12 protein-coding genes are annotated in these 15,377 nt (G+C 69.6%); 3 read left to right on the forward strand and 9 right to left on the reverse strand.

Annotated elements, in window-relative coordinates; genetic code table 11:
- The first annotated feature begins 135 nt into the window (after window positions 1-135).
- Entirely contained in the window at window positions 136-2,274 is a 2,139-nt protein-coding gene (locus C4F17_RS14100) for a TonB-dependent siderophore receptor (RefSeq protein WP_234382084.1), read from the forward strand.
- Window positions 2,275-2,307: 33 nt separating this feature from the next.
- On the opposite strand, the gene glmS is transcribed toward C4F17_RS14100, so the two are convergent.
- Entirely contained in the window at window positions 2,308-4,188 is a 1,881-nt protein-coding gene (glmS, locus tag C4F17_RS14105; protein ID WP_081268439.1) for a glutamine--fructose-6-phosphate transaminase (isomerizing), read from the reverse strand.
- Between the two features lie 138 nt (window positions 4,189-4,326).
- Between glmS and C4F17_RS14110 the strand changes: the two genes are divergently transcribed.
- Entirely contained in the window at window positions 4,327-4,821 is a 495-nt protein-coding gene (locus C4F17_RS14110; RefSeq protein ID WP_081268440.1) for an Lrp/AsnC family transcriptional regulator, read from the forward strand.
- Window positions 4,822-4,830: 9 nt separating this feature from the next.
- On the opposite strand, the gene glmU is transcribed toward C4F17_RS14110, so the two are convergent.
- Entirely contained in the window at window positions 4,831-6,258 is a 1,428-nt protein-coding gene (glmU, locus tag C4F17_RS14115) for a bifunctional UDP-N-acetylglucosamine diphosphorylase/glucosamine-1-phosphate N-acetyltransferase GlmU (protein ID WP_106935646.1), read from the reverse strand.
- 31 nt (window positions 6,259-6,289) lie between these two features.
- Between glmU and C4F17_RS14120 the strand changes: the two genes are divergently transcribed.
- Window positions 6,290-7,144 carry a DUF6279 family lipoprotein gene (locus C4F17_RS14120; RefSeq protein WP_199851853.1) on the forward strand — a complete coding sequence of 285 codons (855 nt, stop codon included), beginning with the start codon at window positions 6,290-6,292 and terminating at the stop codon, window positions 7,142-7,144.
- Window positions 7,145-7,160: 16 nt separating this feature from the next.
- Here C4F17_RS14120 and C4F17_RS14125 read toward each other — a convergent pair whose 3' ends face one another.
- Genes C4F17_RS14125 through C4F17_RS14155 form a run of 7 tightly spaced genes read right to left on the reverse strand, consistent with a single transcriptional unit; the run spans window position 7,161 to window position 15,253 of the window.
- Window positions 7,161-8,423: a CoA transferase gene (locus C4F17_RS14125; RefSeq protein WP_106935648.1), complete on the reverse strand. Its 1,263-nt coding sequence runs from the start codon at window positions 8,421-8,423 to the stop codon at window positions 7,161-7,163.
- 15 nt (window positions 8,424-8,438) lie between these two features.
- Window positions 8,439-9,635, reverse strand: coding sequence for an acetyl-CoA C-acetyltransferase (locus tag C4F17_RS14130; protein WP_106935649.1), 1,197 nt, complete (start codon window positions 9,633-9,635; stop codon window positions 8,439-8,441).
- Between the two features lie 4 nt (window positions 9,636-9,639).
- Entirely contained in the window at window positions 9,640-10,452 is an 813-nt protein-coding gene (locus C4F17_RS14135; protein WP_081265682.1) for an enoyl-CoA hydratase/isomerase family protein, read from the reverse strand.
- Window positions 10,445-11,194, reverse strand: a complete 750-nt coding sequence (locus tag C4F17_RS14140; RefSeq protein ID WP_106935650.1) for an SDR family NAD(P)-dependent oxidoreductase — start codon at window positions 11,192-11,194, stop codon at window positions 10,445-10,447. The genes C4F17_RS14135 and C4F17_RS14140 overlap by 8 nt, the downstream gene beginning before the upstream one ends.
- A 37-nt stretch (window positions 11,195-11,231) precedes the next feature.
- On the reverse strand, window positions 11,232-12,101 hold the full coding sequence (locus C4F17_RS14145; protein ID WP_106935651.1) for a MaoC/PaaZ C-terminal domain-containing protein: 870 nt from the start codon (window positions 12,099-12,101) through the stop codon (window positions 11,232-11,234).
- Between the two features lie 12 nt (window positions 12,102-12,113).
- On the reverse strand, window positions 12,114-14,270 hold the full coding sequence (locus C4F17_RS14150) for an acetate--CoA ligase family protein (protein WP_106935652.1): 2,157 nt from the start codon (window positions 14,268-14,270) through the stop codon (window positions 12,114-12,116).
- Window positions 14,267-15,253 carry a tripartite tricarboxylate transporter substrate binding protein gene (locus C4F17_RS14155; RefSeq protein ID WP_081265678.1) on the reverse strand — a complete coding sequence of 329 codons (987 nt, stop codon included), beginning with the start codon at window positions 15,251-15,253 and terminating at the stop codon, window positions 14,267-14,269. The genes C4F17_RS14150 and C4F17_RS14155 overlap by 4 nt, the downstream gene beginning before the upstream one ends.
- Window positions 15,254-15,377 lie beyond the last annotated feature (124 nt).

Here is a 15,377-nt window from a genome sequence, read left to right on the forward strand (position 1 = left end):
ACCAAGGCGTCTTGATAACAGGAATTCACAAATGAGATTCATTATCATCACGACCCTTCGCGGCGTTGTTTCGACGTCGCGATCCGGGCATCTCCTGTCGCCCGGCCATCGGCCCTCTCACAGCGCAACTTCCCCGTGATTTTTCCAACCTCTTCTTCTCCTCTTCCTTTCGCGCGTGCTTTTGCCGCCCTGCTGGCGCTGTCCCCTGTGACCGAACTGCTCGCGCAGCAGGCGCCGGATGCCGGCTCCGCCAACACGCTCAAGACGACCGAGATCCACGACCAGTCGGAGGGCGCGGCTTCCGGCTACGCAGGCCCGCGCGGCGGGACCGCGGCAACGCGCACCGAGACCCCGCTGATCGAGGTGCCGCAGGCGGTGCGGGTGGTGCCGCGCCAGTTGATCGAAGACCTGGGCGCGACGCGGCTGGGCGACACCATCGACTACGTCAGCGGCATCGCGCGGCTCAACGACTTCGGCGGCACCTGGGACAACTTCGCGATCCGGGGCTTCAGCAACACGGAAGGCGGCTCGCTGCTCAATGGCTTTCCCTCGGGCCGGGGCTATGGACCGCAGCGCGACGTGGCGAGCGTCGAACGCGTCGAATTCCTCAAGGGCCCGGCCGCGGCGCTCTACGGCAGCAGCGAGCCCGGCGGAACCATCAACATCGTGACCAAGAAGCCGCAATTCACCGCCGCGCACAACGTCGGCGTGGAGTTCGGCACGCTGGGCTTCCGGCGCACGACGCTGGACACCACCGGCCCGCTGGGCAGCAGCTTCGCCTATCGGCTCAATGCGGTGGCCGAGGACGGCGCCAGCCGCAGCGGCTTGATCGACAGCCGCAAGCAGGTACTGGCACCGGCGCTCACCTGGACTCCCGACAGCCGCACGGTGGTGCAGTACGAAGCCGAACTCGTCCGCATCCGCGCGCCGCTCGACCGCGGCCTGATCCAGATCAACGGCAATGTCGGCGTTCTTCCGCGCGACCGCTTCCTCGGCGAGCCCGACCGGGACAACATGCACATCGAGGGCGACACCCATCAACTGACGGTGGACCGCGAGCTGGGCCAGGGCTGGCGCGCCCGGGTCGGCGCCTCCTACCGCGAGACCCGCTACTTCGGCGATGCGGTCGATCTCAACAGCACGCTGCGCGCCGACGCCCGCACCCTCAATCGACGGGACAGCTGGCGCAGCCTGCCGTCGCGCGACACGTCGGTGCAGGCCGAAGTCGAGGGCAAGTTCAGCACGGGCGGCATCGGCCACACGCTGCTGGCGGGCGTGGAGTCCTGGCGGCTCTTCATGGGTCAGTACGGCGAGTATTCGAGCGTGGCCAGGGCGCCGTATGCGATCGATATCTACCAGCCGCTCTACGGCCAGGCCCGCACGGCGCCGCTCTCGCCCCTGTTCAACACACGCGACGACCAGCGCGCCACCGGCGTCTTCGTGCAGGATCAGATCGACCTGTCGCCGCAATGGAAGCTGCTGGCCGGCGTGCGCTTCGACCGCTTCCACCAGGACTACGACGACCTGCTGGCACGCAAGTCCACCGCCCAGAGCCATTCGGCCACTTCGCCGCGCGTGGGCATCACGTATCTCGTGAGCGACCGGCTGTCCTTCTATGCCAGCGCCGGCAAGTCCTTCAAGCCCAATTCGGGCGGAGACGAGAACGGCAACGCGTTCGCGCCGCAATCGGGCCGCGCGCTGGAAGCCGGCGCCAAATGGCTGTCGGCCGACGAGCGGCTGACCGCCACGATGGCGGTGTTCGACATCCGCAAGAGCAACGTGCTCACCCGCAGCCCGACCAACGCCAACTTCAACGTGGCCGCCGGCCAGGCGCGCAGCCGCGGCATCGAGGCCGACGTGGCCGGCCAGCTGGACGCGCACTGGCGCCTCACCGGGAACCTGGCCTATACCGACACCGAAGTCACCCGCGACAACAACCCGGCCATGCTCGGGCGCAGGCTGGCCAACATCCCGCGCGTCAGCGGCGGCCTGTTCGCCATCCGCGAGGACAGGCTCTTCGACGGCCGCTACGGCATCGGCGGCGGCGTGGTGCATGTGGGCGAGCGCACCGGCAACGCCACCGACACCTACCGGCTGCCTGCCTACACCACCGTGCGCCTGACGGCCTACTGGCAGATCAATCCGCGCGTTCGGGTCACCCTCGATGTCAACAACCTGTTCGACAAGACCTTCTACGTCGCTTCGTGGAACAACCTCACGGTGCTGCCCGGCCTGGGCCGGCAAGTGGTGGCGGGGCTGCAGGCGAAGTTCTGACGGCCCGCCGCGACGGCACCGCGGCCCGCAGCCTCACTCCACCGTCACGCTCTTCGCCAGGTTGCGCGGCTTGTCCACGTCGGTGCCCCGCGCACCCGCCGTGTGATACGCCAGCAGCTGCAGCGGCACCACGTGCAGGATCGGCGAGAGCGCGCCGTAGTGCTCGGGCATGCGGATCACGTGCAGCCCTTCGCTGCTGGTGATCTTCGTGTCGCCGTCGGCCAGCACGTAGAGCACGCCGCCGCGCGCGCGCACTTCCTGCAGGTTGCTCTTGAGCTTTTCGAGCAGCGCGTCGTTGGGCGCCACGGCCACCACGGGCATTTCGCTCGTGACCAGCGCGAGCGGGCCGTGCTTGAGTTCGCCGGCGGCGTAGGCCTCGGCGTGGATGTAGGTCACTTCCTTGAGCTTGAGCGCGCCTTCGAGCGCGATCGGATAGTGCAGCCCGCGGCCCAGAAACAGCGCGTGGTCCTTGCGCGCGAAGTCTTCGGCCCAGCCGATGATCTGCGGCTCCAGCGCCAGCACCGACTGCAGCGCGACGGGCAGGTGGCGCATTTCCTTGAGGTAGCGCGCCTCGTCGGCTTCGCTCAGGTGGCCCTTGCTTTGCGCGATGGCGAGCGTCAGCAGGAACAGGCCCGCGAGTTGCGTGGTGAAGGCCTTGGTCGACGCCACGCCGATTTCCACCCCGGCGCGCGTGATGTACGCCAGCTTGCACTCGCGCACCATCGCGCTGGTGGCGACGTTGCAGATGGTCAGCGTCTGCTCCATGCCCAGCGAGCGCGCATGCTTCAGCGCGGCCAGCGTGTCGGCCGTTTCGCCCGACTGGCTGATGGTGACGACCAGCGTCCTGGGGTCGGGCACGGAGTCGCGGTAGCGGTACTCGCTCGCGATCTCGACCTGCGTGGAGATCTTCGCGATGCTCTCGAGCCAGTACTTGGCGGTGCAGCCGCTGTAGTAGCTGGTGCCGCAGGCGAGGATGAGGATCTTGTCGATGTCCTGGAACACGCGGTGCGCGCTGGCTCCGGTGGCGCCGTCCTGCCCGATGCCGTCGAACAGCTCGGGCACGATGCCTTCCACGCCCTCGAGCGTGTCGCCGATGGCGCGCGGCTGCTCGAAGATTTCCTTCTGCATGTAGTGGCGGTAGGGGCCCAGTTCGGCCGCGCCGCTGTGGGCGAGCACGGTGCGCACCTGGCGCGTCACCGGCTTGTGGTTCCTGTCGACGATCCAGTACTTGCCGGGCTGCAAGTCGACCACGTCGCCTTCTTCCAGGTACACGATCTGGTCGGTCACGCCGGCCAGGGCCATCGCGTCGCTCGCGAGGAAGTTCTCCGCGCCGTCCTTGCCGGCGCCCAGGATCAGCGGCGAGCCTGCGCGTGCGCCGACCACGCGATGCGGCTCGTCGCGGCAGATCACGGCAATGGCGTAGGCGCCGTGCAGTTGCAGCACCGTGGCCTTGACGGCTTCGAACAGGTCGCCGTCGTAGAGGCTGTCGACCAGGTGGGCGATGACTTCGGTGTCGGTCTGGCTCTCGAACACATAGCCCTTGGCTTCGAGCGCGGCGCGCAGCGGCTCGTGGTTCTCGATGATGCCGTTGTGCACCAGCGCGATGCGGCCCGGGCGCGCGCCCTGCGCACCGGCGCCGGGGCCGTGGCTGAAGTGCGGATGGGCGTTGTGCACGACCGGCGCGCCGTGGGTGGCCCAGCGCGTGTGGGCGATGCCGGTGAGGCCTTCGACCTTGTCGTCGCGCACCTGCGCCACGAGGTCGGCCACGCGCGAGGTGGTGCGCGCCCGCGTCAGGCCGCCGGCATGCACCGCCACGCCGCACGAGTCATAGCCGCGGTACTCGAGCCGCTGGAGGCCCTGTACCAGGACCGGAACGATGTTGCGATGGGACGCTGCCCCGACGATGCCGCACATGGTGATCTGCCTTTGTATGAAGAAGAGGCTCGATGGTAGGAAGACAGCCAAGAAATATGTATTCGAAATTAATCTGGTTTCGGACTTTTATTTCTCTCTTTCGGCCATTTGAATATTTATTCCATAATTCTATTTAATATGGAATCAATCACCCTCGATTCAACCGACCTGCGCCTGCTCGACGCCCTGCAGCGCGACGCCTCGCAGACCAACCAGCGCCTGGCCGCGGATGTCGGCATCTCCCCGCCCACCTGCCTGCGCCGCGTGCAGCGGCTGCGAGAAGAAGGCCTCATCGAGCGCCAGGTCGCGCTGCTGTCGCCCGACCGGCTGGCCACGGTGCTCGGTCACGGCCTGCAGGCGGTGGTGGAGATTTCACTCGACAGGCAGGACGCCGGCTCGCTCGACGCCTTCGAGGCGCGCGTGATCGCCGACGACGCGGTGCAGCAGTGCTGGCGCGTGTCGCCCGGCCCCGACTTCGTGCTGATCGTCGCGGCGCGCGACATGCCGGACTACGGCGCGCTCGCGCAGCGCCTGTTCACGGCCGATGCGAACGTGCGCAACGTCAAGGCTTTCTTCAGCCTCAAGCGCGCCAAGTTCGAGCCCCGGCTGCCGCTGTCGGCACCCGGGGCCTGAAGGCCGCCCTCAGGCCTTCGGCTTCTTCTGCGGACGCTTCCAGTTGGGAAAGCTGACCTGCTTGGCGCGCGAGACGGTCAGCGCCCCGGGCTCGGTCGACTTGTTGATGGTCGAGCCGCCGCCGATGGTGCCGCCCGCGCCCAGGGTGATGGGCGCGACCAGCACGCAGTTGCTGCCCACGTGCACGTCGTCGCCGATCACGGTGCGGTGCTTGTTGGCGCCGTCGTAGTTGGCCGTGATGGAACCCGCCCCGTAATTGACGCGCTCGCCCACGGTGGCGTCGCCCAGGTAGGCCAGGTGGTTGGCCTTGGCGCCGGCGGCCAGCGTGGAGTTCTTGACCTCGACGAAGTTGCCGATGTGCACCTCCGCGCCCAGTTGCGCGCCGGGCCGCAGCCGCGCGAACGGGCCGATGAGCGCGCCCGCGCCCACGGTCACGCCGGCCTTCTCGCCTTCGATGTGCGTGAACGGGTGGATCACCGCGCCGGCCTCGATGCGCGCATTGGCAATGACGCAGTTGGCACCGATGCGCACGCCCTCGCCCAGCGACACGGCACCCTCGAAGATGCAGTTGACGTCGATCTCCACGTCGCCGGCGCACTCGAGCGTGCCGCGCAGGTCGAAGCGCGCCGGGTCGGCCAGGCGCACGCCCTGCTCCATCAGCGCTTGGGCCTGGCGCAGCTGCCAGGCGCGCTCCAGCGCGGCGAGCTGGGCCGGGCTGTTGATGCCGGCCACCTGCAGCGCGTCGGTGGTGATGTGCGCGACAACGGGCACGCCGTCGGCGGCCGCGAGCTTCACGACGTCGGTCAGGTAGTACTCGCCCTGGGCGTTCCTGTTGTCCAGCCGCGCGAGCCAGCCCTTGAGCAGCCGTGCCGGCACGGCCATCACGCCGCTGTAGATCTCGCGCACCGCGCGCTGGGCCTCGGTGGCGTCCTTGTGCTCGACCACGGCGGTCACGTCGCGGGCGGCGGCCGAGCGGATCACACGGCCGTAGCCGGTGGGGTCGTCGAATTCGATGGTCAGCAGCGCCAGCTTGTCGCCCGCGCTGGCCGCCACCAGCGCGCGCAGCGTGTCTTCGCCGATGAGCGGCACGTCGCCCGACAGCACGACCACCGTGCCGTCGTCGGGCAGCAGCGGCGCCGCCTGCAGCACCGCGTGGCCCGTGCCCAGCTGCGGCTCCTGGCGCGCGAAGCGCAGCGTGGCGCCGGCAATGCCGCCGGCCATGGCCGCCTCGACCTCGGCGGCGCCGTGGCCCGTGACCACCACCACATCGCGCGCGCCGATGCGCCCGGCGGTGCCCGTCACATGCGCCAGCAGTGCGCGGCCGGCCAATCGATGCAACACTTTGGGCAGCCTGCTCTTCATGCGCGTGCCCTTGCCGGCAGCCATGATGACGATGTCCACCGGTCCCGGCGTGTGTTGTTGCGGAGTCTGATTCATGCGTTTTTCTTCCCGATTTCGTTGCGCGGCAATGGCGCGGATTATCGGCGTGCTGCTCCTGGCCGCCGCGCTGGGGGCCTGCAGCGCGATCCGGCTGGCCTACAACAACCTGCCCACCGTGAGCTACTGGTGGCTGGACGGCTACCTCGATTTCGACAGCGAGCAGGCCCCGAAGGTGCGCGACGAACTCGCCCAGCTTCTGGACTGGCACCGGCAGAACGAGCTGCCGCGCATCGCCTCGCTGCTGCAGGAAGCACAGGCGCTGGCGCCCGGCGAGGTGACGCCGGCGCAGGTCTGCACCATGGCCGACCGCATCCGCGAGCGCCTGCTGGCCGTGACCGACCATGCGGAAACCGCCGGCGCCCAGCTCGCGCTGAGCCTGACGGCCGCCCAGCTGCAGCAGCTGGAACGCAAATACGCCAAGAACAACGCCACCTATCGCAAGGAATGGCTCGACCGCACGCCGGCCCAGGTGCAGGAAAAGCGCTACGACCAGTTCCTCGACCGCACCGAGGACTTCTACGGCCGCCTGAGCACCGAGCAGCGCGAGTTGCTCAGGCAGCAGGTCGCGCAGTCGGTGTTCGACCCGAAGCTGGCGGACGCCGAACGCCGCCAGCGCCAGCAGGAAGCGCTGGCGCTGCTGCGCGGCTTCGTCGCCGACAAGCCCACGCCGGCCGAGGCGCGCGCCGCGCTTCACGCCTACATCCAGCGCGTCGCCGAGCCGCCGCCCGGCCGCTGGCGCGACCAGCAGCAGGCGCTGCTGGAAGAAGGCTGCCGCAACACCGCCGCACTGCACAACGGCACGACCGCCAGCCAGCGCGCACAGGCGGTGCGCCGGCTGCAGGCCTACCAGGAGGATCTGCGCCAACTGGTGGCGGCGCGCTGAAGGCGCCGGGCGGCCCCTAGGGAGCGACCGGGTCCGCCACCGTCGGATCGCGCTGCGGTCCAGCCACGAGGCGTGCGTCGTGCAGCCGCCCGATGGCTGCGCCGCTCAGGCCCAGTACTTCATGCAGCACCTCGTCGGTATGGGTACCGAGCAGCGCGGCCGGCGACGTGGCTTCGCGTTCCATGCAAGTTGCACGCACCGCCGCACCCGCCGCGAGGTGGGCGCCGATGCCGGGGGTGTCGATGCGCTCGAACACCGGGTTGGCCAGGCTCGCGCGTGCATCTCCCGCCAGCGCTTCGCACACCGTGCCGTAGCGGCCCCAACAGACCTTGTACTGTTCGAGCGCCGCTTCCGCCGCCTGCTGCGTACGAGCGGCGAACCAGGGCTCGACCAGTTCCGCGATGGCGTCGCGCGCCTCGAAGCGCTGCGCCTCGTCTGCAAAGTCGAGGCCAAGACGTTGCTGCAGCGCGTCGACGGGTTCCGCGATGCCGCAGCACGCCACCAGCGCCTTCCATTGGCCGGCGGAGATTGCCGCCACCATGATGCGGCCGCCGTCCGCGGTTCCGAAGTCGCGCCCGAAGGCACCGTAGAGATGGTTGCCGATGGAAGGCCGCTCCTGCCCCAGCAGCTCCGCTTCGGCCAGCACGCCGAGGTGCGACAGCATGCCGAAGGCCATGTCCGAGAGTGCCAGCTTGAGTTCGGCGCCCTGCCCGCCGCGGCGCCGATGGTCGACCGCGGCAAGCACCGCGAAGGCCGCCTGGTACGCGCACGCGATGTCCCAGGCGGGCAGCACATGATTGACCGGATGCTCGCGCGAGCCGCCGCCCGTGACGGCGGGATAGCCGGTGGCGCAGTTCACCGTGTAGTCGACCGCCGTGCTGCCGTCGCCATTGCCCTGGATGGTGCAGCTGATCAGGTCGGGGCGCCGCGCGGCCAGCATCTCGTGGGCCAGCCAGGGCGTGCCGATGTTGGTCAGCAGCACGCCGGCATCCGGGCCCGGCGCGGTGGCCAGCGCCTGGATCAGCTCGCGGCCTTCCGGCCGGCGCAGATCGACCGCCACCGAGCGCTTGCCCTTGTTGAGCCCGGTCCAGTAGAGGCTGCGGCCCTGGCCACGCGGGTGCGGCATGCGGGGCATGCGCGCGTAGTCGATGCCGCCGCCGATCATGTCGACACGGATCACGTCGGCGCCGAACTGCGCGAGCGTCAGGCCCGCCAGCGGCGCAGCGATGAAGGCCGAACTCTCGATGACCCGGAGCCGGCCGAGAAAGGGATAGGTCATGCGCGCGGCTCCGGCTCAGGCGCGCTCGAACACCGCGGCCAGGCCCTGGCCGCCGCCGATGCACATGGTCTCCAGGCCATAGCGCACGCCGCGCCGTTGCATCTCGTGCAGCAGCGAGGTCATGATGCGCACGCCGGTCGCGCCCACCGGATGACCGAGCGAAATGCCCGAGCCGTTGACGTTGAATCGCTCCGGGTCGTTCCAGCCCCAGCCCTTGGCGCAGGCCAGTGCCTGGCAGGCGAAGGCCTCGTTCAGCTCGACCAGGCCCATGTCGTCGAAACCCAGGCCGTTGCGGCCGAACAGCTTCTTCACGGCGGGCACAGGCCCGATGCCCATGTGCGAAGGCTCGCAGCCTGCGGCGGCCCAGCTGTGCAGGTATCCGATCGGCGCGAGCCCGAGTTCCTCGAGCCGGTCCTCGGCCACGATCAGGCAGGCGGCGGCGGCGTCGTTCTGCTGGCAGGCGTTGCCCGCGGTGACGATGCCGTCCTTGACCAGCGGCTTGAGCCCGGCCAGTTGCTCCAGCCTCAGGTCGGCGCGGATGCCCTCGTCGCGGTCGACCACCAGCGCCTCGCCCTTGCGTTGCGGCACGCTCACCGGCACCACCTCGTCGGCGAACTTGCCCGACGCCCATGCCGCCGCCGCGCGCCGATGGCTGCGCAGCGCAAAGGCGTCGGCCTCCTCGCGCGTGATGGCGTAGTCGCGCGCCAGGTTCTCGGCGGTCTCGATCATTCCGGAGATGCGGCCGAAGCGCGACTCGGGCTGCGAGCGCTCGCGCCCGCGTTCGAGCCGGTCGTGAAACTTGACCGTTCCCGCGCGCTTGCCCCAGCGCATGTCGGTGGTGTAGTACTCGACATTGCTCATGCTCTCGACGCCGCCGGCCATCACCACGTCGGCGGCGCCGGTCTGCACCATCATCGCGGCGGTGGCGATGGCCTGCAGGCCGCTGCCGCAGCGGCGGTCGAGCTGCATGCCGGCCACCTCGACGGGAAAGCCAGCCTGAAGCGCCACCCAGCGGCCGGTGCACGGCACCTCGCCGTTGGCGTAGGAATGGGCGAAGACCACGTCTTCGATGCGCGCGGGGTCGAGCCCGGTGCGGGCGATCACGGCGCGCGCGACCGTGGCGCCGAGTTCTTCCACGGGCACGCCGCGCAGCGAACCGCCGAAGGCGCCGATGGGGGTGCGGAGGGGGGAGACGATGGCAGCGCGTTTCATGGTGTCACTCTTTCTCGGAATGCAGTGCGTTGGGAAAATCCGGCGCCTCCTTGGCAAGGAAGGCGCGCACGCCTTCCCTCGATTCGGCCGAAGTGAAGACGCGTTCGGACAGCGGCAGCGCGGCCGCTATTGCCGCGTCGCGCGGCATGTCGAAGCTGAAGCCGATGGCCTGCTTGCACAGCGCCAGTGCCAGCGGCGGCCGGCCGGCGAGCGTGGCGGCGAGCGCCAGAGCGGCCTCGAGCGCCGTGCCCTGCGGCACCACGCGGTCGACGAGGCCCCAGGCCATCGCCGTGGCCGCGTCGACGGGTTCGCCGAGAAACATCATCTCCTTGGCCCGGCCCTGGCCCACGCGGCGGGTGACGCGCACCGGCCCGCCGCTGCCGGGAAACACCCCCAGCTTGATCTCGGGCAGCGCGAAGCGCGCGCGCTCGTCGCTCACGATGAGGTCGCAGCACACCGCGATCTCCAGCCCGCCGCCGAAGGCCAGGCCATTGACGGCCGCCACGGTGGGCTTGGGAAAGTCGTCGAGCCGGGCGAACACCGCCTGCTGCAACGCGAGCTTTTCCGGACCGATGCGCCCGGGCTGCATCAACGGCTGGAACTCGGCGATGTCCGAGCCTGCGCAGAAGGCGCGCGTGCCGGCACCGGTCAGGACCACGGCGCGCACGTCGGCGTCACGCGCCAGGGCATCGAGCGCACTGCCCAACGCCTCGGTGAGGCCGCGGAACACGACGTTGAGCGGCGGGTTGTCCAGCGTCAGGACGGCCACGCCGCCCTGCATGCGGCAGCGCACCGGGCCGCACTCGATCTCAACCATAGCGCCCGCCCGTCACGTGAAGCACCTCGCCGGTGATGAAGCCGGCGCGCTCCGAAGCCAGGAAGGCCACCGCGTCCGCGATGTCGGCGGGCTTGCCCACGCGCTTGATCGGCTGCATGGCCACCGCGCGCTCCTTGATGGTTTCGTAGGTGGCCAGCGCCTGCACCATCTCGGTTTCCATGAAGCCCGGCGCAACGCAATTCACAGTGATGCCGTAGCGCCCCTCCTCGATGGCCAGCGCCTTGGCCATGCCGATCAGGCCGGCCTTCGCGGCCGAATAGTTGGCCTGCGTCGGATTGCCGAAATGCGCGCGCGAGCTGATGTTGATGACACGGCCCCAGCCCTGTTCGATGAAGCGCGGCATGACGGCCTTGCTGGCGAGGAAGGCGCCCTTGAGCATCACCTCCATCACCAGGTCCCAGTCGTCCTCGCTCATCTTCACCAGGTAGCGGTCGCGCGGGAAGCCGGCGTTGTTGACCAGGATGTGCAAGCCGCCGAAGTGCGCGACGGCCTCGTCCACCAGGCCCTGCACCTCGGCGCCCTTGGTGATGTCGGCGACGATGCAATGCGCCTGCAGGCCGTCGTCGCGCAGCGCGGCGGCGGTGGCTTCGGCCTGCTCGCGCAGGATGTCGGTGATGACGACCTTCGCGCCCTCCTCGGCCAGGCGGCGCGCGGTGGCGGCGCCCAGGCCCCGCGCCGAGCCGGTGACGATGGCGACTTTGTCCTTGATCTGCAGGTCCATGCTTGTTTCTTTCCTTCGATGCTTGGGGGGTGTTGGTTCAGGCCAGGTCCACGCGGCCCGCGTTCAGCACCAGGGTGTTGCGCTCCAGTGCCGTGGTTCGCAGCGACACCAGGCTGCCGTCGCGCCAGAGTTCGGTGCGCAGCGTCTCGCCCGGCAGCACCGGCGCCGTGAAGCGCACGCGCATGCCGCGCACGGCCGAGGCGTCGTAGCCCAGCAGCGCGCGGAGCACCGCGTGCAACGCGATGCCCATCGTGGCAAGGCCGTGCAGGATCGGCCTTGGAAAACCGGCGGCGAGCGCGACGCCAGGGTCGGCGTGCAGGGGATTGAAGTCGCCGCTCAGGCGGTAGAGCAGCGCGGCTTGCGGCAAGGTCGGCAAGTCGCAGACGGCGTCGGGTGGCCGGGGCGGCATGGCGTGCGGCGCCGCCAACGGCGCGCCATGCGCTCCGCCGAAGCCGCCGTCGGCGCGCAGCATGCTGGTCTGGCTGACGCTGGCCAGCAACTCGCCGCTGGCTGCGTCCGTGACGCGGCGCTCCTGCAGCATCAGCGCGCCCTTGCCGGCGCCCTTGTCGTGCAGCGCGGCGACGCGGTTCGTGCCCAGCACGCGGCCTTCGGCCGGCAGCGGACGCTGCAGCACGAAGGCCTGCTCGGCATGCACGAGCTGGCGCCAGTTGATGCCGGTGTCGGGCTGGTCGGCCCAGAAGCCGCCGTAGCCGAGCACGTTGACCAGCGTGGGCAGCGCCCGAAGCCCGCCTTCGGCGCGTTCGTAGACATAGCGCAGCTGCCCGGCATCGAGCGGGTCGGCGCCCAGGCCGACGCCGAGCGCATAGAGCTGCGTGTCGCGCATGCCATAGGCGTGCTCGACCGGTGCGAATTCACGCGCGAGCAGGTGCTGCACATCGAGAGCCATGCGACGCTCCCGTCAACCCGGCACCGGGTCGGACGCGGACGAAAGCACGACCACGGCATCGGCGGCGAAAGCGCCCTGCCCCTGCGGCAAGGCCAGCACGGGGTTCAGGTCGATCGACTGCAGGCGCGGGCCGGCCTGGTGCGCGAACACAGAAAGGCGCGAGAGCATCGCGGCCAGCGCCTTCACGTCCGCCACCGGCTTGCCGCGCGCGCCCAGCAGCAGCGGCGCGCCCTGAATGCCGCGGATCATCTGCTCTGCCACGTCCTCGCCAAAGGGGCAGCGGCGCAGCACCACGTCCTTCATCACCTCGACGAAGATGCCGCCCAGGCCGAACATGGCCACTGGGCCGAACACCGGGTCGCGCTGGATGCCCAGGATGCATTCGACACCGCCGCTCAGCTGCTTCGCGACCAGAACGCCTTCGATGCGCGCATCGGGCATGGCCAGGGTGGCGCGTTCCATCAGCAGGGCGAAGCCCTCCCGCACGGCGCCCGCGTTCGCCACGTTCAGCAGCACGCCACCCATTTCAGACTTGTGCACGATGTCGGGCGACAGAATCTTCAGCACGACCGGAAAGCCGAGCGCTTCGGCCGCGGCCACCGCGTCCCGTGCGTTCGCGCAGGCCCGCTCCGGCGCCACGGCAATGCCGGCTTCGGCCAGCACACGCTTGGCCTCGGCTTCGCTGGGGGTGGCGCCCGGCAATGCCACCGCAGGCACCCGCGGGGGCTCCTGCGCGGGCTGGCGCGCGAAAGCCCGGCCGAAACGGCCCATGGCCTCGATGGCGACCACGGCGCGCGCCGGGTCCTCGAACACGGTGAAGCCGTCGGCCTCGTACTGCTGCACACGTTCCCTGGACGCCAGGATCGAAAGCACGAAGAGCCGGTCCGGATGCTTGTCGCGCACGGCCTTGAGCTGCGCGCGCAGGCCATCGGCAATGGACTCGGCACCCACCGTGTAGGTGAAGAAGCCCAGCACCGACCGGTAGCCGCCCTCGGCCACCACCGCCTCGGCAAAGCGCCCGGCAATGCTCAGGTCGTTCATGAACTGCGCGGTGCAATCCACGGGGTTGCGCGGCGCGGCGAAGGGGATCAGCGCCTTCAGGTGCTGCTGCGCGGCGGCGGGCATCTCCGGCATCGGCAGGCCCGCGAGCTCGGCCGCGTCGGACACGATCACGCCCGCGCCGCCACTAACGGTAATCACGCCCAGCGAGTTGTCGGCCGGGTAGATGCGGCGCGTGGCCAGGCGAGCGACGTCGAGCATGTGCTCGGTGGAGCGCGCCCGCACCACGCCGAACTCGGCCAGCACGGCATCGGTCACCGCGTCGTTGCCCGCGATGGACGCGGTGTGCGACTGCGCCGCGGCGCTGCCCACGGCGCTGGTGCCGACCTTCATCATCACGACCGGCTTGCGGGCGAGCCGGGCCGCCTCGAGCGCTTCCAGCAGGCGCGCGCCGTCGCGAATGCCTTCCGAGTACACCGCGATCACGTCGGTGTCGCCGTCGTCCACGAAGGCCTGGACGATGTCGCCCAGGCTGATGTCGCATTCGTTGCCGCTCATGACGCAGGACGACACGCCGATGCCGAACTCGCGCGCAATGCCCAGGATGTGGCTGCCATAGGCGCCCGACTGGCTGGCGATGCCCACGCGCCCCGGCTTCGGAAAGCCCATTTCCACGACCGAGCTGAAGCTGCCGTAGAAGCCGATGCGCGGGTTGAGCACTCCCAGCGAATTGGGGCCGAGCAGCCGAACACCGTGGGCGCGCGCCGCCTCCACCATGCGCCGCTGCAGCCGCTCGCCGTCTTCGCCCATCTCGGCAAAGCCGGCCGAGAACACGATGGCCGCGGGCGTGCCGCGCGCGCCGAGGTCGGCCACCACCTGTGGCGCGAGGTGCGCCGCCACGGCCACGATGGCCACGTCGGGCGTCTCGGGCAGTGCGGCCACGCTGGCGAAGGCGGGCAGGCCCTGTATCTGCGTGCGGTTCGGGTTCACCGGCATCAGCCGGCCCGAAAAGCCCTGCGACCGCATGTAGGCGATGGGCCTGCCCCCGATGCGCAACGCATCGTCGGAGGCGCCGATCACGGCCACGGAACGGGGGTTCAGCAGGCGGCCGAGCGCGAGATCGGCGTGCATGTCCGCAAGGGATCCGGGCATCTGGTCGGCGGCGCTCATTCGGCCTTGGCACCCGAGGTCTTGACCACCTTCGACCAGCGTTCGATGTCGGCAGCGATGAGTTTGCCGAACTGCTCGGGCGTGTTTCCCGCGGGCTCGTAGCCCTGCGCGGCCAGGCGTTCCTTGAAATCGGCGCTGTCGAGTTCGTGGCGGATCTCGGTGTTGAGCCTGGCGATCACGTCTTTGGGCGTGCCGGCCGGCGCCATCAGGCCGTTCCACACGGTCACCTCGAAGCCCGGCAAGCCGGCCTCGGCCACGGTGGGCACGTCCGGCAAGGCGGGCGAGCGCTTCGCGCCGGTCTGCGCAATGGCCTTGAGCTTGCCGCCCTTCACCTGGGGCATGGCCGAATACATCATGTCCATGACGACCTGCGAGTTGCCGGCGATCACGTCCATCATGGCCGGCGCGCTGCCGTTGAACGGGATATGCGTCATCTTGATGCCGGCCTGCGAATCGAAGTACTCGGTCGCCAGATGGGTCGATGAGCCGTTGCCCGCCGACGTGAAGTTCAGCTCGCCGGGCCTGGCCTTGGCGCGTGCGATCAGGTCCTTCACGCTGTTGATGCCGAGAGCGGGATTCACCATCAGCAGCGCCGGCCCGCTGGTGAGTTCGGTGATGGGCGCCAGGTCGGTGCGGATGTCGTAGCGCAGGTTCTTGTAGAGCGACGGGTGGATGGTGTGCCCCATGGTCACCAGGACCAGCGTGTAGCCGTCGGCCGGCGAGCGCGCCACCAGCTCGGCGCCCAGGTTGCCCGACGCGCCGGGCTTGTTCTCGACGATGAAGGGCTGGCCCATGCGTTCGCCCAGGCGCTGCGCGAGCAGGCGCGCCACGCTGTCGTTGGTACCGCCCGGCGGGTAGGGCACGACGATCTTCACGGACTTGCTGGGGTAAGCGCCCTGCGCCAGAACGGCGGGGGAAATGCCGGCGAGGGCCAGCCATGCGATGCAGCAGCCCACGGCGGCGCGGCGTGTGATGGTGTTCATTTGTCTTGTCTCCTGATGGCCGGTGTGCCGCTGACCGCTCAGCGCCACCGTGATGGAGACCGAATCGTAGGGACCACGCTATATTCAATCCAATACTTTTGATGGACTCTCCTATATACGGGGT

The organism is Variovorax sp. PMC12, assembly GCF_003019815.1.
Lineage (GTDB): Bacteria > Pseudomonadota > Gammaproteobacteria > Burkholderiales > Burkholderiaceae_C > Variovorax.

Bases quoted from the DNA above. Each gene is read 5' to 3' on its own strand.
- glmS (WP_081268439.1), bottom strand. From the start codon at position 4,188: ATGTGCGGCATCGTCGGGGCAGCGTCCCATCGCAACATCGTTCCGGTC.
- C4F17_RS14110 (WP_081268440.1), top strand. From the start codon at position 4,327: ATGGAATCAATCACCCTCGATTCAACCGACCTGCGCCTGCTCGACGCC.
- glmU (WP_106935646.1), bottom strand. From the start codon at position 6,258: ATGAATCAGACTCCGCAACAACACACGCCGGGACCGGTGGACATCGTC.
- C4F17_RS14120 (WP_199851853.1), top strand. From the start codon at position 6,290: ATGGCGCGGATTATCGGCGTGCTGCTCCTGGCCGCCGCGCTGGGGGCC.
- C4F17_RS14125 (WP_106935648.1), bottom strand. From the start codon at position 8,423: ATGACCTATCCCTTTCTCGGCCGGCTCCGGGTCATCGAGAGTTCGGCC.
- C4F17_RS14130 (WP_106935649.1), bottom strand. From the start codon at position 9,635: ATGAAACGCGCTGCCATCGTCTCCCCCCTCCGCACCCCCATCGGCGCC.
- C4F17_RS14135 (WP_081265682.1), bottom strand. From the start codon at position 10,452: ATGGTTGAGATCGAGTGCGGCCCGGTGCGCTGCCGCATGCAGGGCGGC.
- C4F17_RS14140 (WP_106935650.1), bottom strand. From the start codon at position 11,194: ATGGACCTGCAGATCAAGGACAAAGTCGCCATCGTCACCGGCTCGGCG.
- C4F17_RS14145 (WP_106935651.1), bottom strand. From the start codon at position 12,101: ATGGCTCTCGATGTGCAGCACCTGCTCGCGCGTGAATTCGCACCGGTC.
- C4F17_RS14150 (WP_106935652.1), bottom strand. From the start codon at position 14,270: ATGAGCGCCGCCGACCAGATGCCCGGATCCCTTGCGGACATGCACGCC.
- C4F17_RS14155 (WP_081265678.1), bottom strand. From the start codon at position 15,253: ATGAACACCATCACACGCCGCGCCGCCGTGGGCTGCTGCATCGCATGG.